This window comes from Candidatus Microthrix parvicella Bio17-1 (assembly GCF_000299415.1).
In the GTDB taxonomy this organism is placed as follows: Bacteria; Actinomycetota; Acidimicrobiia; order Acidimicrobiales; family Microtrichaceae; genus Microthrix; species Microthrix parvicella.
This window is the reverse complement of record NZ_AMPG01000011.1, coordinates 1-23418: the sequence shown is the minus strand read 5'-3', so window position 1 is coordinate 23418 and position 23418 is coordinate 1. Positions and strand designations below refer to the sequence as shown.

Here is a 23418-nt window from a genome sequence, read left to right as displayed (position 1 = left end):
CGGTCTGTTGCCGGAGCGAAGCTACCCGGGTGGCTCGTGCAGCGCCTGAGGACAGACCGATCGCCGTGCGCAGTAGGAGCAGTGGCGGCCAGGGGTGAGATCGGCCGGGTCATGGCGGTCGTTGAGCGCCCGCTCCACCGCCGCGGCAGCCGCAGACGTGATGATCTCGATGCCCCGGTCGAGAAGATCCTCGGTTACCCGGTGGGTTCGACGTCGGCCCTGACGAAGGTCGAGGACGATCACGCGTGTGGGTGCCACCCCAAAGCGGGTGGCGTGTAACACCGCCAGCCATCCGGCCTCGGCTCGTTCGAATTGGGTGTCGTGGGCCCTCTCGGTCAGCCGGATCAGGCCCAGATCGGTGGCACGACGATGATCAGCGGTCCCGCCCTCCAACCTGGCGGACACCACCAGCGGGGTGCCTGGCGCCTTCCAATCGAACCTGCCGGGCGGTGATTCCCAGGCGAGCGTTGCAACCTGACCGAGACCGACTGCCCCGACTGCTGCGGCCAACCATGTCGTTGCCTCGGCGCGAACGGCCCGGTACCCGCCCGAGGGCAGGTCCTCCAGCCACTCGCCGAGACTCCGACCCGTCTGGGCGGCCTCAGCGCGATCGAGCGCCCGGTCGCAGCGATACTCAACATGGGGCAATTCCGTCAGCGCGGTGAGACCAAGCGACCGTCGCGCAAGGCGGGCATTCCACACAAACGGCTCGGACTCGAACCCAGGGCATCTGCGGTAATTGGTCAGGCCGAAGACGTCGACGTCCACTCGAGGTGGACCGCCGTCGCCCAGCCGGGCCCCGATCGGCGAGAGCGCGTCGGCCAACCGAGTCCGCCAGGTCCAGTCGACCGCTGCGACTGTTCGAGGGCCCGGTGGATGCTCGGTGTCGGGCAGTTCGGTGTCGTTCACCGCTGTTCGCTGGTCCTTCGCTGGGCTGAAGGGTCGACCGAGGGGCAGACAGCAGCATCGGGGCACCACCCGCAGTGAACTCCGGGGGATTCCTCGGGGGTTTCTCCCCGGGCCAGAGCGCCCAACACGTCGAGCGCGTGGGCCAGGCGCCGGGCGGCGCTTTCCAACACATCGGCGGTCGTGGGGGGCAACGGCACCCAACCGTTGCCGGGGCTCCAATGCAACACGAGGGCAGGTGCCAGACCATCTCGTAAGGCGATCCCCAGGGCATACAGATTGAGATCGAAGGTGTGGTCGGGTGACAAGGCGTTGGCCTTCACCTCGACGAGCACCGTTGGCAGCGCGGCCGCCGGGCCACCCAGTTCGGCATCGGGCCTCATGGTGATGACCACATCTCCGTCTGCCAACGAGATCGCCGCAGTCGTCTGAGTGCGTGGCCACCACCGGCCTTGGTCCCCGGTCCAATCGAGCCCCGCCCAGCCGGCCGTCACCGCATTGGCCATCTCCTCGCAGTCGCTGTTGAAGTCTGCAAGTTCTGTCTGAGTCGATGCTTCGAGTGTCATCAACTCGTCGTCATCGCCACGGGCCCGCCACGCGTCGGTCACGATGGTGGCGACCTCGTTGTTCGGGGTGCGTGCCTTCCCCGGTCGGTCGAGGCTGCCTCCGGCCAGCACGTGAGCCACCAGGATGTCGGCCACCACGCCCCGCCGACGTCTGCGTTGGGCAGCAGGCGAGGAGGTGTCGAACCCCGCTGCACGCCGGGCAGCAGCGAACCGCGCGCACCGAATGGCGTCGGCCACCACCGACTTGGGTGCCCGCAACGGCAGCCCCTCGACGGGGATGCCGGCCGCTGCCTGGCGAGCTGTACCCTCCAGCAGGTGCACCACGTCCTCCAGGTCGTCGGTGCTCACCGGTGGCGGCGGATCGGTGGCAGTTCGGGCCAGCGCCTCGGCCAGGTTCAGCACGCGGTCTGGCCGCCTTCGGCGCCGGCGGCATCAAAGGAATTGGCCAGTGCCCCATCGACGTACACGTCGTATCGAAACGCAACCGGGGTGCACGCGGCTTGAACTGAGGCCTCGCTCACCAGGGTGCCCGTGCCCGACAGGGTTTCGAATCGCGCCAGTTCGGCTCGCTGCGAGAACGGTGCACCCTTGGCCGGTTGCTCGAAGACGTACACCGACACGCGGCTCTCTGCCGGAAGCCCCGCGTAGGCGATCTCGAAGGAGAGGTCGTTTCCGATGTAGGAAGATGATTCGAGTGTCAGCTTGGCGTCGGTCGATGCCTTCGGGTCGAACGGCCCAAATGCCAGCTGTGCTTCTTCGGCGGCGAGGACCGAGCGAACCTCAGCGACGTCGGCGGACCGCTCGGGCTCTGCGGCATCCACCTGCTCGAGCAGGGTGAACAGATCGGCGGTCAGCTGGCGGGCCTCGGACGAGTCCGTCGCCGGGTTGAGTATGTCGATGCCGGTGCCAAGCGCGTCGAGGGCTGCCACCTGGTCTCCAAGCGCCAGTTCGGTGGCTGCCAGCGTGAGGTACGCCTCGGGTGCGTTGCCGTTGATCGCCGTGGCCTGGCGGATGCGATGTGCCGCCGTGGCGTAATCACCGTCATGAAACTGGAAGATCCCGGACAGCATGAGGCCGTTGAAGTTTTGTTCCTGGTCGAGGCGCACTGCGGTCTCGGCATCGGACACCGCCTGTTTGGCCTCGGGGGTGGCGGTGTCGACGATGGCCAGGGTGGAGGCGAAGTCAGGATTGGAGATCTGGAACGACGCAAGCGCTCGACCGTTGAAGGCTGGGACGAAGTCGGAGTCGGCCTCAATGGCGCGGGTGTAGCCGTCGACCGCGGCAGCAAACTCGCCGAAGGCGAGATGGGTTGCCGCCTCCGCCGCAGCGTCGATGGACTCAGGAGCGGTGGTCGGAACGTCTTTGGCATGAATCCAGACGGCCCACCCGGCGACGTATACGGCCAGGAGCAGTCCGGGGATCAACACCGGGGGACGGGTTCGTCGATTGAGCACGAGTGTGAAACCGACCAGGAACAGCGCGGCCGCCAGGGTGGTCAGAACGGTTTCGAACTGCGAGGTGCGGATGTTGTACGCAACGCGGGTCTCCGCCAGCGCTTTGCGTTTCAGCACCTCTCGCTCGGAGTTCAGGGTGAACTCCCTGGTCAGTCGGTCGCGCTGTTTGGAATCGATACCCGCCCGGACGCCGTCCGCGGCCAGCACCTGGTCGGGCTCCTTGGACTCCTTGGGCTCGTTGGCGCCGACCGGTGTCCCCGGGTCGAACTTCGTCGACATCTCCAGGGCGTCCGCCTCTGCGTCGAGGTCGGTGGAGAGGCCCTCCAGTGCCTCTTTGTTGAGGTTGGCGGTCAGCGATCCGACGGCGGTGCGGGTGGTCTGGCGGGCAAAGTATGACTCCTGGTTTGCCGAGTCCATGTGCAACACGCCGATCCAAGCGCCCAGGACGCCGAGGACCGCCAACACCACCGCTACTCGGCGCTTGTAGGGGTCGCTTTCCTCGGGCAGTTCGTCGGTCACATCGACGCGTGTCTCAAGCTGGTCGTCTTCGCCGACAGCGACCACGTCCTCCGGTTCGGCGTTCAAGTGGCGAACCCCGTGGCCAATGCGCCGATCCAGGCGGTCCCGATGCAGACAACCCCGAACACAAGGCCCGAGCGGCGAAGTTGTTGGCTGACGGTGACCTCGGCAGCGGTCAGCGTCACGACGGCGATCAACAACAGGCCGACCCAGTAGGTGAGATTGCGGATGCGCACCCGGATCCGATCGGACTTGTCGGCCCACTTCTGGGGCTGGAGATCGCCGGAGGACCCCAACGAGGTGGTCTCGAGCACCCGGAGCTCGTGCACGCGCTCCTGAAGGTCGAACACCCGGGGGGTGGTTGGGGCGGCGGAGTGTGGATCGCTCAGGGTGAGGGATCCAAAGACTCCGGCATCGTTTGCTCGTGTCTCCGCTGCCTGCCGCCGTTGGTCGGCCTGCCGCGCTGCAAGGTCCGCCAGCTCGGGCTTGCCCGCTGTCCGAAGCTGTTCGGCGTCGTTGTCGAGCCCGTCGGCCACTGCATACTCCGCCAGGTAGCGGTCGTATTGGCGGGCGTGGCGGGCTGCCTCGATCGTGACGTCCACTTCGGCGTTGTCGAGATCGACCTGTTCGCCGACTGATTGCCGGTCGTTGAAGGAGGCGGATGAACCGATTTGGCCGCCTCGCCAGGTCAACACGCCGGCCGAGATCGTGGCGACTCCGATGAGGAGCGCGATCCACCGCTTCACGCTTGTTGGAGTCACAACCCGAGAGGCTAGAACCTGACGGCGCCCTACCTGGTTCTTCGACTGCTCAGGAGCGCTTCTTCTACTGCTGGGAGATCACCTGGTCGGCGAAGTCGGTGATGCCCGCCAGGCGTTCGTCCAGTTCCTCGGTGAACCCGCGGGTGTACACCCACGGCATGGTGAGCACAGACGTGACGCCGAGATCTTCCAATCGGGCGAATCCTTCGGCGTTGACGACGTCGGACACCGACACGACGTACTCAAACGGTTGGTCCTGGGTGCCGAAATGGGCCCGCCAGTGTTCGATGCGCTCGATGGACGTGGCCACCTCGGAGGAGGTCATCAGGTCGGAGATCCAGCCGTCGCCCAACCGGGCGGCCCGCTTGTAGGCGAACTCGGAGATACCGCCCACGTAGATGGGCACCGGTTCGGAGATGCGCGGGGTCATTTCGATCTCGGGCAGCCGGTAGTGCTCGCCCTCAAATGAGAACCACTCGGGTTCGGGGTCCCACAACCCTCGCATGATGGCGACCGCCTCGTCGGCACGCTTGCCGCGGGTTCGGAAGTCGGCGCCCATCAACTCGAACTCCTCCTCCATCCAGCCGACCCCCATGCCCAGCGCCACCCGGTTGCCGATGATCGACGTGATCGACGCCAATTGTTTGGCCACGCTGAGCGGGTGGCGCAGCGGGAGCACGTAGATGTTGGTGAAGAACCGCAGCCGCTCGGTGACCGCACCCATGGCGGCCATGGCCACGAACGGGTCGACGAACGGGCTTTGCGGGGGAAACCGGGGACTGCCGTCGGTGGTGTAGGGATACGGCGAGTTGATCTCCCGGGGATGCACCACGTGATCGGAGCAGGCAACCGCCCAGATGCCGGCGTCCTCGCAGGCCTTGGCCAACGGCAGGTATTGATCGGGATCGGTGAACGCGAGCGCAGCTGTGAACTTCATGGTCCTCCCGGGTTAGGAAGTGCGCACCCTACCCAAGCGGGCGGGCGCTGAAGTTTCGGCGGGTTGCCAACTTCGGGACTCGCCGGTGCCTGCAAGTTCAGGGGCGGCATGCGGGTGGTTGGGTCGACAAGGTCGAGTCGATGATCGATGCCCAGTCGACCTCCTCGGTGGAGCCGCCGGCGGCATGGATGGCGGCCCGGCGTTGGGCCAGTTCATGGGCAAGTTCCACCACCTCATCGCTCAGCACGGCCTTGGCCCGGTCGCGCACCCAACCCGCCAGCGCAGGGCTGGCGCCGTCGCTGCTGACCGCAACGGAGAGGGGTGAGGCCCGAGCCACCGCGGGCAGGATGAACGAGCAATGCTCGGGACGATCGGCGGCGTTGACCCACTGGCCCGCTGTGGTTGCCTCGGCACTGACCCGGCTGTCCACCTCGGGGACTCCGGTGGCGGTGATCACCAGGCGCATGCCGTCCAGGTCGGCGGTCCGATACGGGCGCCGACGATGCTCGACGACCAGCGAACGGTCGAAGGTTGACGCCACCTCGGGTGCCACGAGACGAACCCGGGCGCCGCCCCGGGCGAGTCCGGCAACCTTGCGGAGGCCGACCGGGCCGCCCCCCACGACCAGCACGTCGACACCGACCAGGTTGAGAAACACGGGGTAGTCGAACATGGAAGAACTGTAGTCGACAAAGTTGACCTGATTAGTCGACTTTGATCTACTGGCGTCCTCATGACGCTTCACACCCCTCCTTCAGACGACCCAACCGAGGTTCTCCGCTGGGCCGACGCTCGCTTCGGTTGCGGTTTGGTGGTGACCGCCAGCTTTGGCGACGCCACCCTGGTGCACCTCGTGGCCGGCGCCATCCCCGATGTCGACATCGTGTTGCTGGACACCGGCTACCTGTTTGCCGAGACCGAGTGGTTCGCCGACGATCTGCGTCGTCGCTTCAACCTGAACCTTCGAACCATCCACCCGTTGCCCGGCACGGACCGTGATGTCTGGCGTAACGACACCAACGCATGCTGTGCGGCCCGCAAAGTGGAGCCACTCAATCGAGCGCTTGCCGGCAAGTCGGCCTGGGTCACCGGCCTTCGACGCTCCGATTCGTCGGCGCGCGCGCACGTTCGGGTCGCCCACGAAGACCTGACGCGCGGCGTCGTCAAGATCAACCCGCTGGCCGCCTGGAACGATGACCACGTGCAGAGCTATCAGGCTCGGCACAACCTTCCGGCCCACCCACTGGCTGACCGTGGCTACCCCTCCATCGGATGCTGGCCATGCACCGCGCCGGTGGCCGACGGAGCTGACGATCGCTCGGGACGCTGGGCGGGTCAGGGCAAAACCGAATGTGGCCTGCATCTGGAGGTCCCGGGAACCCAACCTGCCCTGACCAGCGGAGGCCGGACATGACGACGGAGCACCTGAGCGTGGAACTCACCAAGGCCGAACTCACCAAGGCCGAACTCACCAAACGCGAAAGCGGATACCTCCGGGGCAAACTCGCTGCCGATGTGGAGGCGGGCGGTGACGCCTTCGCGGGCGACAGCCCCATGTTGTTGAAGTTTCATGGCATCTACCAGCAGGACGATCGAGACCTGCGCAAGGTCCGCACCCAGGCCCGGTTGGGTCCGGCGCATTCGTGCATGGTGCGGGCCTCGGTGCCCGGCGGGGTCATCTCGCCGCACGGGTGGGCCGCCCTCGATGCCCTGGCCGATGTCGGTGACGGCACGTTGCGCCTGACCACCCGGCAGGGGGTCCAGTACCACCTGGTGCCCAAGGGTGAACTTGTCGACCTGGTCAGCGAAGTGAACGCGGCCGGTCTGACCACGCTGGGAGCGTGCGGCGACGTCGTGCGCAACGTGATGGCCTGCCCACTGCCCGATCCGACACGAACTGCCGTGTTGCGTCCGCTGGTCGACGAGTTGGTGGCCCGCTTCAGGGCACGGACCCCCGCATATTGGGATCTGTTCGTCAACGGCGAGCGGGCGGTGTCGGCGACCGCCGCCCCCCGCCCAATCGCGCAGGAGGCCGCTTCGGGGAGCGATGGCGTAGCGGAGGTGGAACCGGTGTACGGGGAGGCCTACCTGCCCCGAAAGTTCAAGATCGGCCTGGCCTGGCCTGGCGACGACTGTGTCGACATCCACAGCCACGACATCGGCCTGGTGCCGACACTGAGCAACGGCACGTCCGGGGAACTCACCGGTTTCGTTGTCCTGGCGGGAGGTGGAATGGGGATGAGTCATGCCCGTCCCGATGACACCTACCCGGTGGTGGCCCGTCCGTTGGCGTGGGCTTCCCGGGCACAGGTGGTGGACCTGGTCGCCGCCGTGGTGGAGACCCAGCGGGTCCACGGCAATCGGCAGGACCGCAGCCGAGCGCGACTGAAGTACCTGTTGGAGGAGCGTGGGATCGGTTGGCTGCGCAGCCAGCTTGAGGACCGTCTTGGCGCCACGTTGGCGCCCCCGGTGAGGCTGCTCCCATGGCGCACTCACGCCCACCTTGGCTGGCACGACCCGTTGGGCCGACCGGAGGATGGCAGCTCCGAGCCGGCGTCGTCGGGCATCGTCGCAGTGCGGCTGAGCGCCAAGTCGTCACGATCCTCCGCAAGCCCAAGCGGCACTCTGGGGGTGCCGGTTCCATCGGGACGTCTCGACGTCGCCAAACGCCGGGCCATCACGGCGGTCGTTGAGGCGGGTCTGGTCACCGAACTTCGGGTGACACCCCGCCAGGACCTGCTGCTGTGTGGAGTGACCGAGCGAGACCGGGTTGAGACGCTGTTGCGCCAGAACGGTCTGCGAACGGCGAGTGAGCAGTCAGCAGTCCGCAATCTGGCCATTGCCTGCCCCGCCCTTCCTACCTGTGGCCAGGCGCTTGGGGAGTCCGAGCGTGTCCTGCCCGATCTGGTTGATGCGCTGGAGAAGGTGCTGGCCGACACCGGCAACACCGGGCTGCCGCTTCGGGTGAACATGACCGGATGCCCCAATGGATGTGCCCGGCCATACTCGGCCGAACTGGGGGTCGTGGGTCGCAGTAAGCGGACCTACGACGTGTACGTCGGAGGGGGCAGCGGCCGCTTGGCGGTGCTGCTGCGCGCTGACGTGGCCCTTGCCGACGTGCCCGAACTGGTTCGACCGGTGCTGGAGCGATTCGCCGTTTCGGCCGAGGATCAGGTGTCCTTTGGCGATTGGGCCGCTTCGGTCGGGGTGGTCGCAATGCAGCCCTGGCTGCCGGAACCTTCCGTCCATCGTCGATCCACGGCCCGAGCCAGGGTGAGCACGTGAGCGCGCTGAACCCTGGCCACGGTGTTACCGGCGCCGGCGCCGGCGCCGGTGCCGGGGACGCGGCCGGTATCGAGGGCGGGGCCGGATGCGGGCAGGCGGCCCCGGTGGGTCGGGTGGCGTTGGTGGGTGCCGGCCCCGGGGACCCCGGCCTGCTGACGCTGAGAGCGGCTCGGCTGCTGGCCGAGGCCGACGTGGTGGTGCACGACGCCCTGGTGGGAGCGGGGGTGATGGCGTTGATCCCGACGGGCACCGAACGCATCGACGTGGGCAAGCGCCCGGGACGCGCCACGCCACAGGAACTGATCTCGACCACGTTGGTTCACCTGGCCCGCCAGGGGCTGATGGTGGTCCGGTTGAAAGGAGGCGACCCGTTCGTGTTCGGCCGGGGCGGCGAGGAGGCGCTCGAGCTTCAGCGGGCGGGCATCGAGGTGGAGGTCGTACCCGGCATTTCGTCGTCGGTGGCGGCGCCGGCAGCGGCGGGCATACCCGTGACCCATCGTGGCGTGTCGCCGAGCTACACCGTGGTGACCGGTCATCGACGTCCCGGCGAGACGCCGGTGGACTGGCGGGCGATGGCCAAGGTCGGCGGCACCATCGCCATCCTGATGGGGGTGGCCAACCGAGCGGAGATCGCGGCCGAGCTTCAGGCCGGTGGGCTTGCCGGCGACACGCCGGTGGCGGCGGTTCACGCAGCGACCACCCTCCGGCAGGAGGTGGTGCGGTGCCGCCTGGATGAACTGGGGTGTGCGGCGGTGCGGTCGCCGGCGGTGATCGTGGTCGGTGCGGTGGCCGCCCTCGACATCATCGGAGCAGATGCCGTCGGGGTCACCCCTGGGCGTAGCGGTCACTCGGCCAACTGACCCGTCGAGGGTCCGCACGAACACTGGGATACGATCGCTGACCCGTGCATCAGGTTGGAGCGGATTTGTGGTTGGTCGAGGGCGCGAATGATCGGGCGGCTCTCCGAACGCCTTGATGGCGTTGCTGAGCGATCCCTGCCCTTTCTGGTGGGATTCCTGGTCCTGTTGCCGTTCGCGATCGCTGCGATTCGCATCCTCTCCTGGGACAGCGGAAGCCCCCTGGGTGATTGGGCGGCGCTGGACCTGGACGTGAGGTCCGGGCCGGCGTTCTTGGGGAGCTATTCGCAGTATGGATTCCGCCACCCGGGGCCACTCTTTATTTGGTGGATGAGTTGGCCACGCTTGATAGCGAGCGGTAGCGCGGCGTACCTCGTTGGTATGACGGCTCTGGCGGCTGTCGCCGCCTGCCTGGGAGTGTGGATCGCTTGGAGGGCCTGGGGGAGACGGGTTGGTTTCGCCGTCGCGATGAGTTTCGTTCTACTCGCCCCGCTGACTGGATGGAGCTACGTCACCTCCCCGTGGAATCCGATGGTGGGACTCCTGGGTCTGCCGCTGCTGGTTGTCGTCGCCGCCGCTGCGTGGGATCGAGATGTCGTGTCGTCGGTGGCCGCCGTGGCAGTGGCCTCATTTCTGATCCAAGCACACGTCGGCAACGTCGGGACCTGCATGGCGATTCTGACCGTGCTGGCTCTGGGCCAGTTGCGAACCGATGCTCGGTCTGACCTGCGGAAGGCCTGGGGTGCTGCTGCCGGCACTGCGCTGCTTCTGTGGCTGGTGCCGGGGGTTCAGCAACTCGTCTCAGGGCGTTCCGGCAACGTCTGGAAGATCATGCGGTTCAGTCGCAACGGCCCAATTCCGAAGACGGGGTTCGGCGATGCGATACAGGCCGGAATGCGAGCTTTTCGACCACGTCCGGCCTGGCTGGGTGCGACCAACGTCTACGAGGGTGTGGCGGATCATGGTCGTCCGTTGTGGCTCCTGGCCCCGCTTGGGGTCGGCATGGTGCTGTTGTGGGACCGCTACGCGGGGGGGACATCCACGGGGGAAGGCGGAGGGGCCCTCGGGGTCGAAGGGAACGGCCGTATCGGCGAACGGGTGGCGAGACGCCTGCTTGGAATCGCCATCGTCGGGTGGCTCGGCGCCGTGGTGATGCTGGGCCAGGGGCGGGGACCGGTTCGCGCGTACTACACGGTCCACCTCGAGAGCCTGGCGGCAGTGATCGTCGCTTCGTCCGTGTCGTACCTGGCACTCCGTGGCTTGAGGCTCTCGCGGGGTCGAGGCGGCGACTGGGCTGTCGGATTCCACCCGTGGAACCTCGGCAGGCTGGTCCCGGTCGTCGCCCTCGCCGGAGTTGTTGTTTTTGCGTCGATGAGGACCGGTTCGCTCGAACCACAAGGTGAAAGGTCCGACTCCTTTTCCCGGCCGGTCGAGGTCATCAAGGATTCCGCGGAGACTGCACTGGGCCCTCGAGGCCGGGTCGTCGTTTCGCAGTCGTCGCCCGGTGGGGTCTCGAACGAGGAGTTCTCGTTCGCCATGGGCTTTGTCGCTGCACTTAACCGATCGGGAGTGGACGTTTCGGTCGGGCTCGAGGTCGATCCGACGTCGGGTGACCCCACGATCCAGGGGTTGCAGTTGGCTGTGCCCGAATCGCTCTGGGTGGACGCTCCCGGATCGGGCGACCTCGCTGTCGTGCTCTTTTCAGGGGAGAAGCGCGAGGTCCCGAAGCAATGGCGCGTCGTTTCAAGCCTTCCCAACGGAACACTGGTGACCGTACGCACCGAGTGATCTCTCGGTTTCGGGTCCTACGGAACCACGAGACCCCACTGCGAGGTGAGCGTCATGGCTGCCAAACCAAGAGCCGAGACCGAGACGGCGGCCGCGTAGGCCCAACGACGATCCAGCCAGGCGCACAGCCCGATAATGAGAGGCGTGGTCACCATGCCGTAGCGCCCCAGCGAGTCGATGTTGTTGGCTGAGAGGGCCACCAACAGCGTGACGACACCGAAGGCCCGCAAGGAGGTTGGCATGGGCAGACGCCACATGCCGATCGCTCCGACCACCAGCACGACGACGAACAGCAGGTTCACTCCGTCGGACAGGTTGCCGCCAAGGATCTCGCCGGGTAGCTGAGCCACCGCCCGAACAGGGTCGAGAAAACCGCCGCGGATCTGACGTTGGACGGTGAGGGGGAGTCCCCAATCGCCGGAGGCGATGCCCACCCAGGCGAAGACTCCTGCCAGTCCGACTACCGGAGCAGCGACGGCCGACAGCATGGCTGCGCGGCTCCGTGATGTGCCGTTGGGCCATGCTCGCCAGAGTTCGATTACCACTGGGACAACCAGCAGAACGCCGGTCGGTCGAACCACCGAGGCCAAGAGCGAAAGTGCCGCCACCCACTCCCAGCGCTGGTCCAGCAGGGCCAGCAGGGTGGCGGCCACCAGCGTAAGCGCGAGGCCCTCGCTGTAGGGCAGGACCAAGGCCATTGCGGCTGGAAAGAGGCCGGTGAGGATCATCACCCGCAGCGCCAATGACTCATCGCCGGTGACCCGCTTCGTGAGCTCACCGGCGAGGGCTATGCCTGCGAGGGCGGTCAGCCAGGTGACTGCAAACAATGCGAGGAGCGAGCCGAAGATGTGCGAGAGCGGTTCAGCGGCAAGCGGGTAGCCCGGGAAAAACCTGTAGCTTTCGGGAGCGATGTGCCCCCACCCCAGGGTGAGCATTCGCTCGTACCAGAGTGCATCCCAAGCTCTCCAACGCAGGTCCGGCCCGAGGGGTATCGCGGATGGAACGAGTTTGGCCAGGCTGGGCGAAACCATGACGCTGGTGAGCACGATCAGGCGCCCGCCCGCCCATGCGCCAACAACGGTCAACCACCAACGGCCGGGAACGTGGGCTCGCCGACCGCTGACCTGAGTCCCCGACGTTTCGGGAGCGCCCGCAGTTGGTTGCTGGTCGGGTCCACTCATGGATCGAGACGCACCAGGCTCATGTTTTCGAAGGCGTCCTGGCCGGTGCTGGACAACAGGGTTTCGGTGCGATGACCTTCGGACAAGGCCGCCAAGAACGCAGGACACGCCTCGCGGTGGGTGTCGTAGGTGTCGGAGTATCCCAGCACCACCGGACGACCGTCGGCGAGTGTCCAGACGTTGTCCGCCACCTCGGCGGGATCGGCGGCCTTCACCCGTTGGGCGTAGTCCACCCAGTCGATGAACCTCGGGTCGGAGTCGAGGTCGGGGTAGGACACCAGCTGTTGGCCATCGGGCAGTTCGCGTCCCAACGCCACCGACAACTGGTCCGGGCAGGTCACCACCAACGCGTCGGGGGCCTTGGCTTCGATGACCTGGGCCGCCGTGCCGGAGATGGAGCGGGGTACGTTGATCGACAGGGCGATACCGGCGAGCGAGCCCGCCAGCACGACGGCACCCAGCACTCCTCGAAGTCGGGGCGGGCAGGCGGCCAAGCCCCAGCCGATGAGCACGACGACCAGCGGGTAGATCACTGCGGCGTAGCGGCTGACGAACGTGGCGCCGCTCGCCATGGCAGCGGTGGCGCCGATCAGCAGGGTGCCGAGTGCCAGCGCCAAGGCCCACATGGCCTGCCGCCGCGCTGGTGCTGCCAGGACCAGCCCCCACCGGTCGTCACCGCGGGTACGCCCGACGAGGGCCACCACGATGAGGAAGACGAGCACGTAGGTCATCAGCTGGGGCTCGGCCGACGGTTGACCCGCAAAGTCGATCAAGGTGATGACCACTGCGGTGGTAGGTCGTTCCACCGCACCCCACGGCGTGCCGGTGCGCTCGGCCTGGAACAGCAGGGTGGGCACCCACGGAAGAAAGCTCAGGCCGGCCAACCCGAGGGCACCTCCGGTGAGGAGCAGTTCCCGGTTGGCGTTGGGTAGGGCCCGGTTCAGCCACCGACGCAACACGGTCGCAGCACCAACGGCGGCCAGCAACCACATCGCCCAGTAGTGGGTCCACAGCAAGACGCTCGCAATCACGGCGAGGGCGGCGGCGTCCGGCCATCGTGGTTCCGACCAGAGCCGACCGAGGAACCACCAACCGGCCAACACCAGCACCATGACCAGCACGTACATGCGTGTCTCGGTGCTGTAGCGGACTCCGTAGGGCAGGATCGCCCACACGGCCACGGCCCACAGCGCTGCCCGGGTTCCGCCCGCCCGGCGCGCCACCAGCCAGGTCAGGGGAAAACCGGCCAACGAGATGATGATCGAGAGGGCACGCACCGCGAAGGTGGAGGTGCCCATCGTGCCGGTCCAAACGTGCAACAGGGCGTAGTACAGGGGCGGGTGGCCATCCTGTTTGAGGTAGGCCTGCAGCTCGCCGAAGGGAACCCGGGCGATGTTGACCGAGAGGGCCTCGTCCAACCACAGCGGGCCACGCGGCCAGAAGCGCAGCGCAAGGCCGAGGATGATCGCGGCGCCGGCGACGGCCGGCTCCCAACGAGACAGCTCGGTCACGGGGCTGTGCTTGTTGGTGGACGGTTCGCCCGATGTCCGGACGTCGGCGCTGGCTTCGTTCATGGTCGCAGGTCCTCCGTGAGGTCTTCGTCACGGCCCGAGGCGGCCAGGCCGGTCCAGGAGCGCACCGACTTCGCCAGGCGCAGGCCTTTCAGGGCGGTGCGCCTGGGCGCGCTGTGGGTCCAAGGGGTGATCAGGCCGTCCGGGACTCGCAGGTCGACCATCGACCGTTCCAGCTCGTGCCAGCGGCGGGCCTTTTCGAAAGCGGTGGCCGCCGCGGCGCCAGGATCGCTCGGCGCAGCCTGCGGGAGCCCTTCGAAGAGTCCGCCCGGGCGATAGTGCTCGGGGTAGAAGTTCTCAAAGTCGTAACGGGGTGCCCGATAGTCGCGGCTCCACTCCCAGGGAAATTGGGGCCAGCACAGGGTGTGATGCGGTTCGGCGTCGTGATAATCCGCGGGATGCACATGTCGGCCCCAGTTCAGCGGGAGGGACCATTCGTCCACCTGCCAGCCCATCGGGCTTCCGGCCTCGGCCGTGGCCGCGGACAACCGGCCCCATGCGTCGAACGCCTCAATCCAGTGATCGCGAACCATCATCTGTGGCAGGTGCGAGCCATACCCCAGGTGGGGGCAATCCCACTGGGCCAGCGCCAACCAGGTGTTCAGCTGGGTGCCGTCGTAACTGGTGTTGAGGCGGCGCCAACGGGCCAGGTCGTGGCTGACGTAGTTGCGGAGCCTGCCCGATCGCTGCCAGAAGTCGGGTGGGATGGCACCCAGCGGGCGGTAGTCGTCGTCGGAGAGCAGAAACTTCTCGGCCACCGGACCGCGGCGGATGGCCAGGTCGCGGAGCATGGTGTTGCGGCCGCCATGGTCGGCCGCCTTCGCGCTCCGACGTTCCGCCACCGAGAGCAACTCGGACTCGATCAGATCGGTGACCCCGCTGAGCCCGGTGGCGGTGGGCGTGATGACGAGCACGTCCAACGCTTCGCTCACTGCGTGACGAAGCGCTTCAACCGTGACCGCCAGCACGTCGGGCCGGTTCGAGAGATAGATGACCTGCACGTCAGGACGGCTTTTCGGAGGTTGGAGTCATCGAGGTCGTGCCGAGAAACGCGTACAAACCAACCTCGCTTGTGAATGAGAGGGAATGGAGGTGAACCAGCCGGGTGGGGACGGCGATGTTACCGGGTGAGGAGGTCGGCCAGTTCGTCGCGGGCATCCTCCCAGGTTGGCAGCGTGAGCGCTGCCGCGCGGGCCTCCTCCCGTCGTCGAGCCAGATAGTGAGGATCGTCGAGATGGCGAACCAGCGCCTCCGCCCAGGTGGCGGGGTCGTCGCCGGGCAATCGGAGGGGGGCGTCATCGCCCACCTCCGCCAGTGCTCCGCCGTTGGTGGTGACCACGGGGGTGCCGAGCGCCAGAGCTTCAAGCACCGGCAGGCCAAAGCCCTCCGTGTGGCTGGGCATGGCTGCCACAGTGGCCAGTCGCAGCATGTTTCGCATGGCGGGATCGTCGGAGTGGGCAAACCAGAACAGTTGCCGATTGAGCAATGGGTGGGTCTCGATGCGTTTGACGAGTGTGCCGGTGTTCCACCCGATCCGACCCACCAACACCAGACCCAACCCGGGGGAGCGCGTTGACCAGCGGTCGAAGGCGTCCAACAGCAGGGCATGGTTCTTGCGGGGTTCCAGGGTGGCGACGCAGATCACGTAGCCGTCCAACGGCAGCCCCTCCAGCTCGGGTGGGAGGCGCGATGGTGAGGCTGCCGCGGGGGAGGCCGCCCCTGGGGACGCCACCTCTACGGCTTGCCATTCGCCGCTGAGGTGCACCACGCCTGCCACCTCAGGGTCGGTCACGCCCAGCGAACGACGACGGTCGAGGGCGCGTCGGAGCGTCCAGTCCGAATTCCCCACGATGAGCTGGTCCGAGCGCAGATGCGCGTCGGCCCATGGCGGAAACAGCGCCCGGGTGCCCCGGTCGGACCAATCCGGGTGTTCAATCGGGAACAGGTCGTGAAACAGGGTGGCCGTGCGGACGCCGCGGTCGATGAGGTCGGGGAGCAGATCGGTGCGAATCAGCGGGTTGTGCCAGGCGGCGTCAAGGTCCAGAAAGGTGCCGGAATCGATCTGTGTCGAACGGTCACGATGCTCGGCGTAGGGGTGCTCGCCCTGACGTTTGGCCTGAGCGGCCGCGTTGAGTCGTCGAATGGCAGGATGGTCCGCCGCCCGTCTGGCCGCCGGCCGCACCCGCTGCGGCAGCCGGTCGACCCTGCGCGTGGGCGGCGGGGCCGCAGCGGCAAATCGCTCCTGTTCGGCGGCGTTGAGCTGTAGGAAGGCGCCGCACGGTTCGCACCAGCGAACAAGGCGTAGTTCGAGGCGCTCGTCGCCTGCGGCCAGTGGGGCAAGCAGGTTTTTGGCGGCCCGCTGCACTCCGGTGGTGCCGGTTCCCTGCACGGTGTTGGTGACGTCGGCCCACACGATGGGCCTCATCGTTGGGCCTCAGCCGCGCGGTCGGCAGTGGGAGCGCCTGGCCCGGTGCTCGCTGTCCGGGCCAGAGCGAGCGCCACTTCGGCGGCGCGTCGGCCAAGGAGCCCCCAGTCCAAGTGCGATTCGGCGTAGGCGCGTGCCGCTCGAGCGCGTTGGGTGACCCGTGGATCAACCGCGATGGCGTCGAGCGCCTCACCCAGCCCATCGGTTGGTGCCAGCAGGACGAAACGGCGGGGATCCTCGATGCCGCGGGCCCCCACAGTGGAGGAGATCACCGGGACCCCGGCGGCGAAGTAGTCGACGAGTTTCAGGTTCGAGCCCGATCCTTCGTCGATCGGGTTGAGCGCCACGTCCGCCCCCGCCAGAAATTCGGCCAGTTGGTCGTCATCGACGCGCCCCAGGGTGGCAACGTGCCTGGGTAGCCGCCCACTGAGCATGTCGGAATGACGGCCGATCAGGGCCACCGCCAGATCGTCTCGATGCCTGACAGCGTCGATGATGTGCCGGGCGGCGGCCACGTTGGGGGGGTGGCCCGACCCGACGAAGACCGCCAGCCGCTTTCGGTCTCCCAGACCCAGTTTGGCGAGCAGGCGGATGCGGTTGGCCTCCCGTTCCGCACCCTCGGCGAAAGGGGTCCCCGCGACCGTTGCGCCATTCTCAATCAGCGTGAGCCGGTCGGGCTCCACGCCATCGAGGCTGACAAACAGCTCGGCATCCTCCGAGGTGGTCGTCAGGATCTCCGAGGCAAGGGCCACGGCCACCCGTTCGGTCTCGGCGGCGGCACGTGCGAGCCACCGGCCTCCTCGGGTAGCGCCCAACAGGGCGCCCTTGAGCGTGGATTCGTGGTTGTGGGCGTCATAGATCACCGGTAGTCCCTCGGGAGCGAGGGCTGACAACGCAGTGGCCAGATAGGGCTGTACCAGCACCGCCAGGGATGCGTTGGGGAGGTCGCGGCCTGCGGCCTCGGCAAATGCCGGCGTGGCGGACCACAGCAGTGAGGCGGCAACGTCGGTGATGGCGTGGGTCGTGGACACCAGTCGCATGCGATGTTCCGCAGCGCTCTGGCGAGGGGAGATCAGCACCGTCTCCTCGTCCATCCCGGGCGTCACCCGTCGAGTCCCGGCGAGGTCCGGGTCGGTGGTCAGCGACAGCACCTTCACCCGGGCGCCGGCCTCCGCCACGCCGGACAACAGGTGGAATGCCCGCAGTTCCCCTCCTTGACGGTGGGGCCACACCGGGTAGGAGCTGAGGGCCACGACCAACGGTTGGCTCCGGTCCCGGCGTCCTGGCGGCTGCGGGGGGTCGAGGAGGGCGCGCACTGCGGTTTCCCAGCTCAGCTTTGCTGCGCCGTGTCGCGCCGACTCGCCCAGGGATCGGGCCGCGCCGTCGGTGGCGGCGACCACATCGAGTGCCTCGGCCAGGTCCTTTGCCGTAGGCGGTACGACGACGCCGTTGGGCGGCTTGGTCAACGATCCGGTCCCCATTGCTGTACCCGAAGATGATGTGGTCAACAGTTCCAGCGCGCCCCCGGCGTCGCTGGTTGCCACCAACCCCCGACCTGCGGTGAGCGCCTCCAACGCCACCAGGCCGTAGTCCTCGCGGTCGGCGGTAAAGCACACCACATCGGCCCAGCGGTAGGCGTCGACCAGTTCCTCGTCGGTCGCGGCTCCGGTCAGCTCGCAGCGGTCGTCGCCGTCGCACAGCTCGGAAAGTCGGTCGGCGTCCGGGCCTGAGCCCACCACCCGCAACTGCGCGGGCCGCTTCATGGCCCGTATGGCTCCGATGGTTAGATCGTGTCGTTTGGCCTGCTCCAGGCGGCCGACGCTGAGCACCTTCAACGGATCGGACGTTCGTCGCTCGGGCAGGGCGACCGTGCTGAGCGTTTTCGCCCACCGGGTGTCCAGCGGGGGGTGAACCACCTGCGGCGTCACCCCGGCTGGAAACCAGTTCGGGCGCTGGGCCACAGCTTCTGAGATGGCGGCGTGTGAGCGAACCCTCGTGGCTGCGAGCAGCCCGTGATCGAGACGTTGCACCAGCATCCGTGCCAACGGTGATGGGATTGCCAGGTCGGGGTGTTCGGCCCCGAGTCGTTCGGCGGCGCGCCCGATGAGGTTGGTGGCCTCGTCGATGATCGGTCCTGCGGCCGCACCGTTGCTCAACCGTCCGGGCAGTTCAAGCGCCGCCTGCAGGTCCGGGTCCAGGGGTCTGGGGAGCCGGTCCGGTAGCCCGGCCGGATAGCGGTCGTACAGCCCACGGAGCGGGTGCAGCATCCAGACCCGATGGTTGGGATGATCGATCGCCCACGCCGGGTACTTGCCGGTGACGACCTGATCGAAGTGTGAGAGATCCCATTCGGCAAAGGCTGCATAACCCTTCAACAATTGGGTGAGCGTTCGCTCCCTGATCGGCGCCTTCAAAAGTTCGACGGACACCCCCTGTCGGCGAAGTTCTGCCGTCAAGCCGTTCCAGAGTCGCTCGGCCCCTCCCTCGCGAAATGGAACAGGGCTGGGGGCCACCAAGGCAATCTTGCTCATGAACGAGGCCATTCGTCTGGCTTCAATTGATTGAACATGGTGGACAATTGAGTGGTGGGGGACTTACACTGATCGACGGGTGATTGACCGGCGGGTCGGGCGTCAGCCGAGAGTGACCGAGGAGCGATGCGTGCTGATTGAAGATGGGATATCTCTTTCGGTGCCGTGGCAAATCCAACGCACTCCCGTACCGTGTGGTCCAAGTAGGCCTCAATGGAGCCTGCCTGGTGTCGTGCCTCGATTCGTGCCGCCGCTCGACGAAGTCCTCGAAGGGCGCCAGCCCACCCGGACTTCCCGGTGGTGGCTTGATGACGGAAGCGTTTCAGTGCATTCATGCAGTCTGAATCCTACGGGCCACAGCCTTCCCAATCGACCACTCCGGTCGTCCCGGGCACCTCACCCACTCCAAAACACATCACAACAACAATTCAGGGGAGTTCAACCATGACTCAGGCAACCGAGGCGCCCACCACCGGACGTGCAGCAAACCGGGTACGCAAGCGCCAGGAGTACATCGACACCGCCATCCGCATCGTCTTGAACGGGGGGTTGGAAGCGCTCACCATGCAGGCGCTGGCCCGTGAGATGGGCGCAGCGGTTGGCACGGCGTATACGTACTTCGCGTCCAAGTCGGCCCTGGTGGCCGAGTTGCAGGTTTTGGCCATCGGTCGTTTGACCACCACCTTCAACGATGCCGCCCCCCGCTGGCAGGCCGAGATGGGCCGTCTCGACGCCAAGGGAAAGGCCGAGGCTGGACTGACGCTGCTGGTTGAATTTGCCGTTCGGGTGCCCAAGGCACTTCGGGACGACTTCTTTCTCCAGCAGTTGTTGCTGACCGATGGCGGTCGTTCGATCATGGCTGAGGATCAGGCCACCGTGTTGGAGGCCGCCGACTCGTGGATGAAGATCATCGATGAGCGGCTCAGTGAGGCTGTCGACGCCGGCGTGCTCGACAAGGCCAACAAGGCGCAGCGGGCCTCGAAGTTTGCTGCCACGTTGAACGGTGCATCCTTGTTCAACAACCTGCCCGAGGGCACGGTCAAGGATCTCGACGGGTTTACCCGCTCGCTGATGGTCGACCTTCTCTCGGCGTGGGGTGGCGACGCCAAGCGGCTCACCCGCAGTGCTGCCAAGGCGGCGGCAGCGGCCGATAAATCCAAGTTGGCGGCCCCGGCGCTGGCCTAACTCGGCGCCGTCAATCGGGCGGTGGCACGCCCGAGGGCGGGTTTCGCCTCCAGAAGACAGCACAGGGGGCCCGGCTTTTGTGAGCGGGTCCCCTTGTTGTCCCGGCCGGTACTTTGCCCATGCGAGTCGCTCCCCGTTAGAGTTGTCCGCTGTTCTGCGTGCCGTTGCGTGCTCGGTCCCTTTGGGCCGACTGCTCCTTGATCGGTGCGTCCCGTGAGGGGCGGACTGCCGTAGCCCACCCGCTCCCGAACTGCCGCCTCGTGCGAACAGTCGCCCCCATCTCCATCGACCCAGAAACCCAGAAGAGGTCCTCAGTGCCCACCATTCAACAGTTGGTCCGAAATGGCCGTACCTCCAAGCGCAACAAGAACTCCACTCCTGCGCTGAAGGGCGCACCACAGCGCCGCGGCGTCTGCACCCGCGTGTACACGGTCACCCCGAAGAAGCCGAACTCCGCCCTGCGTAAGGTGGCTCGCGTCCGCTTGTCGTCCGGCATGGAGGTCACCGCCTACATCCCGGGTGAGGGTCACAACCTTCAGGAGCACAGCATCGTTCTGGTGCGAGGTGGACGGGTCCGCGACCTGCCCGGCGTTCGCTACAAGATCATCCGAGGCACCCTGGACACCGCCGGCGTGCGCGATCGCCGCCAGGCCCGAAGCCGCTACGGCGCCAAGAAGGAGAGCTGAGATGCCTCGCAAGGGTCCGGCCACTCGCCGCGAACTGTCCCCAGATCCAATTTACGATTCGGTGCTCGTCACCCAGTTCGTCAACAAGGTGCTTCGCCAGGGCAAGCGTTCCTTGGCCGAGCGGGTCGTGTACGACGCACTCACCTTGATCGAGGAGCGCACCGGCGCCGAGCCCATCGCAACGCTGAAGCGGGCGATTGAAAACGTAAAGCCGGCGCTCGAGGTTCGCAGCCGCCGTGTCGGTGGTGCCACCTATCAGGTGCCGGTCGAGGTCAGCCCCCGTCGGTCAAACACGTTGGCCATTCGTTGGCTGGTGGGTTACGCCCGTCAGCGACGTGAGCGCTCGATGGCCGATCGCCTGGCCAATGAACTGCTGGATGCATCCAACGGCATCGGGGCGTCGGTGAAGCGCCGCGACGACCTGCACAAGATGGCCGAGTCCAACAAGGCCTTCGCCCACTACCGCTGGTAGGCCCTTTCCGGCCGGTTACAGCAACCACTTCGTCGGCGGCTCGGGCACCTGCCCGGGCCTCGCCGTCTCTCCCCGCTCCCTACCTTCCCCACACGTCGACGCACGAACCGAGTGAGATCATGTCGAACCTTCCCCTCGAACGAACCCGCAACATCGGCATCATGGCCCACATCGATGCCGGCAAGACCACCACAACCGAGCGGATCCTCTTCTACACCGGCAAGAGCTACAAGATCGGTGAAGTGCACGACGGCGCCGCCACGATGGACTGGATGGTCCAGGAGCAGGAGCGCGGCATCACCATCACGTCGGCGGCCACGACGGCGCACTGGACCGACACGGTCAACGGCGTTGAGCATCGGGTGCAGATCATCGATACTCCTGGCCACGTCGACTTCACCGTCGAGGTGGAGCGTTCGTTGCGAGTGCTCGACGGCGCGGTCGCAGTGTTCGACGGGGTCGCCGGGGTGGAGCCCCAGACCGAGACCGTGTGGCGCCAGGCCGACAAGTACCACGTGCCGCGCATGTGCTTCATCAACAAGATGGACCGCACCGGCGCTGACTTCTTCGGCGCGTTGGCATCAATCAAGGATCGCCTCAACGCCAAGGTGGCCGTCATCCAGCTGCCCATCGGTGCGGAGGCCGAGTACGCGGGCATCGTCGACCTGGTCACCATGAAGGCCTGGGTCTGGGACGGCGAAGAACTTGGGGCCGCCTGGACGGTGACCGACATTCCCGAGAACCTCGTCGAGCAAGCCGACGAGTACCGCCAGGAACTGATCGACGTCTTGTCGGAATCCGACGAGACGGTGATGGAGAAGTTCATCAACGAGGAGGAGCTGACCCCCGAGGAGATTCGCTCCGCCCTTCGCTATGCCACCCTGCATCACGGGGTCGTGCCCGTGCTCAACGGCACTGCCTTCAAGAACAAGGGTGTGCAGCCGCTGCTCGACGCGGTGTGCTTCTACATGCCAAGCCCGCTGGACCTGCCCCCGGTGGACGGCACCGACCGCAAGGGCGAGCCCACCAGCCGCGCCCCGAAAGAGGACGAGCCCTTCAGCGCACTGGCGTTCAAGATCATGACCGCCGATCACGTCGGCAAGCTGACCTACTTCCGGGTGTACTCCGGCAAGCTCACCAAGGGCGACCAGGTGCTGAACACGCGCAGTGGCAACAAGGAACGCATGGGTCGCCTCCTTGAGATGCACGCCAAGGAGCAGATCGAGCAGGATTGGGTGGGCGCAGGCGACATCGTGGCCGCCATCGGTTTGAAGGACACCCGCACCGGCGACTCGCTGTGCGACCCGTCAGCGTTCATCCAACTCGAGTCACTCGAGTTCCCCGACCCGGTGATTCACGTCGCCGTGGAGCCCAAGACCAAGGCCGACCAGGACAAGATGTCCAAGGCGCTGGTCTCGCTGGCGGAAGAGGATCCCACCTTCCAGGTGCGCACTGACGAGGAGACGGCCGAGACGATCATCGCCGGAATGGGCGAACTGCACCTTGAGGTCATCGTCGACCGCATGCTCCGTGAGTTCCACGTGGACGCCACGGTGGGCAAGCCGCAGGTGGCCTACCGGGAGACGTTGACCCAGGAGGTCATCAAGCACACCTACCTGCACAAGAAGCAGACCGGTGGCTCTGGCCAGTACGCCAAGATCGTCATCAACGTGATCCCCACGGGTCCCGGCGGCGGTTTCAGTTTCGACGACAACATCACGGGCGGGCGCATCCCCAAGGAGTACATCCCGTCGGTCGGTCACGGCGTGCAAGAGGCCCTGACGTCCGGTGTGCTTGCAGGGTTCCCCATGGTCGACGTCAAGGTCGAGTTGACCGACGGCGACTATCACGACGTTGACTCCTCCGAGATGGCGTTCAAGATTGCGGGCACGATGGCGTTCAAGGAGGCAGCGCGCAAGGCCAAGCCGACGCTGCTCGAGCCGATCATGGATGTCGAGGTGGTCACACCCGACGATTACATGGGCGATGTCATCGGCGACCTCAACAGCCGTCGCGGCAAGGTCGGCAAGATGGAACAGCGCGGCGCCAATCAGGTGATTGATGCCCAGGTGCCGCTGTCGGAGATGTTTGGATACTCCACCGACCTTCGGTCGAAGACCCAGGGGCGAGCCAACTACACCATGCATTTCGCCAGCTATCAGCCCACCCCGAAGACCGTGCAGGACGAGATCGTCGCTCGTGTCACCGGGCGCTGAGCCCACCCACAATCACCCCACCCACAATCACCCCCACCACAATCACCCCCACCACAATCACCCCCACCACAATCACCC

At 66.6% G+C, this 23418-nt stretch carries 19 protein-coding genes; 8 read left to right on the top strand and 11 right to left on the bottom strand.

Going from position 1 to position 23418, the window contains the following annotated elements; translation table 11 throughout:
- Positions 1–21: 21 nt before the first annotated feature.
- The 6 genes from MPARV_RS0120265 to MPARV_RS21875 form a co-directional block, all read right to left on the bottom strand.
- Positions 22–909 carry a hypothetical protein gene (locus tag MPARV_RS0120265; RefSeq protein ID WP_020379552.1) on the bottom strand — a complete coding sequence of 296 codons (888 nt, stop codon included), beginning with the start codon at positions 907–909 and terminating at the stop codon, positions 22–24.
- Entirely contained in the window at positions 906–1874 is a 969-nt protein-coding gene (locus tag MPARV_RS0120260) for a hypothetical protein (protein WP_012225317.1), read from the bottom strand. Before MPARV_RS0120260 ends, MPARV_RS0120265 begins: the two co-directional genes overlap by 4 nt.
- Complete coding sequence (locus MPARV_RS0120255) at positions 1868–3511, bottom strand: tetratricopeptide repeat protein (protein ID WP_020379551.1); 1644 nt, start codon at positions 3509–3511, stop codon at positions 1868–1870. Before MPARV_RS0120255 ends, MPARV_RS0120260 begins: the two co-directional genes overlap by 7 nt.
- On the bottom strand, positions 3508–4206 hold the full coding sequence (locus MPARV_RS0120250) for a hypothetical protein (RefSeq protein ID WP_157789757.1): 699 nt from the start codon (positions 4204–4206) through the stop codon (positions 3508–3510). The genes MPARV_RS0120255 and MPARV_RS0120250 overlap by 4 nt, the downstream gene beginning before the upstream one ends.
- Before the next feature lie 64 nt (positions 4207–4270).
- Complete coding sequence (locus MPARV_RS0120245) at positions 4271–5143, bottom strand: TIGR03619 family F420-dependent LLM class oxidoreductase (protein WP_012225314.1); 873 nt, start codon at positions 5141–5143, stop codon at positions 4271–4273.
- A gap of 97 nt (positions 5144–5240) precedes the next feature.
- Positions 5241–5816, bottom strand: coding sequence for a precorrin-2 dehydrogenase/sirohydrochlorin ferrochelatase family protein (locus MPARV_RS21875; protein WP_020379549.1), 576 nt, complete (start codon positions 5814–5816; stop codon positions 5241–5243).
- Between the two features lie 60 nt (positions 5817–5876).
- Between MPARV_RS21875 and MPARV_RS0120235 the strand changes: the two genes are divergently transcribed.
- The 4 genes from MPARV_RS0120235 to MPARV_RS0120220 all read left to right on the top strand — a co-directional run bounded on the left by MPARV_RS0120235 (position 5877) and on the right by MPARV_RS0120220 (position 11073).
- Positions 5877–6557: a phosphoadenylyl-sulfate reductase gene (locus MPARV_RS0120235; RefSeq protein WP_012225310.1), complete on the top strand. Its 681-nt coding sequence runs from the start codon at positions 5877–5879 to the stop codon at positions 6555–6557.
- Entirely contained in the window at positions 6554–8428 is a 1875-nt protein-coding gene (locus tag MPARV_RS0120230; protein ID WP_020379548.1) for an assimilatory sulfite reductase (NADPH) hemoprotein subunit, read from the top strand. The genes MPARV_RS0120235 and MPARV_RS0120230 overlap by 4 nt, the downstream gene beginning before the upstream one ends.
- Positions 8425–9288 (top strand): uroporphyrinogen-III C-methyltransferase, encoded by an 864-nt coding sequence (gene cobA, locus MPARV_RS0120225; protein ID WP_020379547.1) that lies wholly within the window; start codon positions 8425–8427, stop codon positions 9286–9288. Before MPARV_RS0120230 ends, cobA begins: the two co-directional genes overlap by 4 nt.
- A gap of 465 nt (positions 9289–9753) precedes the next feature.
- Entirely contained in the window at positions 9754–11073 is a 1320-nt protein-coding gene (locus tag MPARV_RS0120220; protein WP_157789756.1) for a hypothetical protein, read from the top strand.
- Between the two features lie 17 nt (positions 11074–11090).
- Here MPARV_RS0120220 and MPARV_RS0120215 read toward each other — a convergent pair whose 3' ends face one another.
- The 5 genes from MPARV_RS0120215 to MPARV_RS0120195 form a co-directional block, all read right to left on the bottom strand.
- Complete coding sequence (locus tag MPARV_RS0120215; protein ID WP_020379545.1) at positions 11091–12254, bottom strand: hypothetical protein; 1164 nt, start codon at positions 12252–12254, stop codon at positions 11091–11093.
- Positions 12251–13828 (bottom strand): glycosyltransferase family 39 protein, encoded by a 1578-nt coding sequence (locus MPARV_RS0120210; RefSeq protein ID WP_012225303.1) that lies wholly within the window; start codon positions 13826–13828, stop codon positions 12251–12253. Before MPARV_RS0120210 ends, MPARV_RS0120215 begins: the two co-directional genes overlap by 4 nt.
- Positions 13825–14826: a hypothetical protein gene (locus tag MPARV_RS23305; RefSeq protein ID WP_012225302.1), complete on the bottom strand. Its 1002-nt coding sequence runs from the start codon at positions 14824–14826 to the stop codon at positions 13825–13827. Before MPARV_RS23305 ends, MPARV_RS0120210 begins: the two co-directional genes overlap by 4 nt.
- 119 nt (positions 14827–14945) lie before the next feature.
- A complete protein-coding gene (locus MPARV_RS0120200) occupies positions 14946–16250 on the bottom strand; it encodes a glycosyltransferase family 4 protein (RefSeq protein WP_031279561.1) in 1305 nt (434 codons plus the stop codon).
- Complete coding sequence (locus MPARV_RS0120195; protein ID WP_172636607.1) at positions 16247–18781, bottom strand: glycosyltransferase family 4 protein; 2535 nt, start codon at positions 18779–18781, stop codon at positions 16247–16249. Before MPARV_RS0120195 ends, MPARV_RS0120200 begins: the two co-directional genes overlap by 4 nt.
- Positions 18782–19225: 444 nt before the next feature.
- On the opposite strand from MPARV_RS0120195, the gene MPARV_RS0120190 reads away from it, so the two are divergent.
- From MPARV_RS0120190 to fusA, 4 genes are all read left to right on the top strand, one after another.
- A complete protein-coding gene (locus MPARV_RS0120190; protein ID WP_012225299.1) occupies positions 19226–19966 on the top strand; it encodes a TetR/AcrR family transcriptional regulator in 741 nt (246 codons plus the stop codon).
- 314 nt (positions 19967–20280) lie between these two features.
- A complete protein-coding gene (rpsL, locus tag MPARV_RS0120185; protein ID WP_012225298.1) occupies positions 20281–20652 on the top strand; it encodes a 30S ribosomal protein S12 in 372 nt (123 codons plus the stop codon).
- Between the two features lies 1 nt (position 20653).
- A complete protein-coding gene (gene rpsG, locus MPARV_RS0120180; protein ID WP_012225297.1) occupies positions 20654–21124 on the top strand; it encodes a 30S ribosomal protein S7 in 471 nt (156 codons plus the stop codon).
- Positions 21125–21243: 119 nt separating this feature from the next.
- Positions 21244–23340, top strand: coding sequence for an elongation factor G (fusA, locus tag MPARV_RS0120175; RefSeq protein WP_020379542.1), 2097 nt, complete (start codon positions 21244–21246; stop codon positions 23338–23340).
- The last annotated feature ends 78 nt before the right edge of the window (positions 23341–23418 follow it).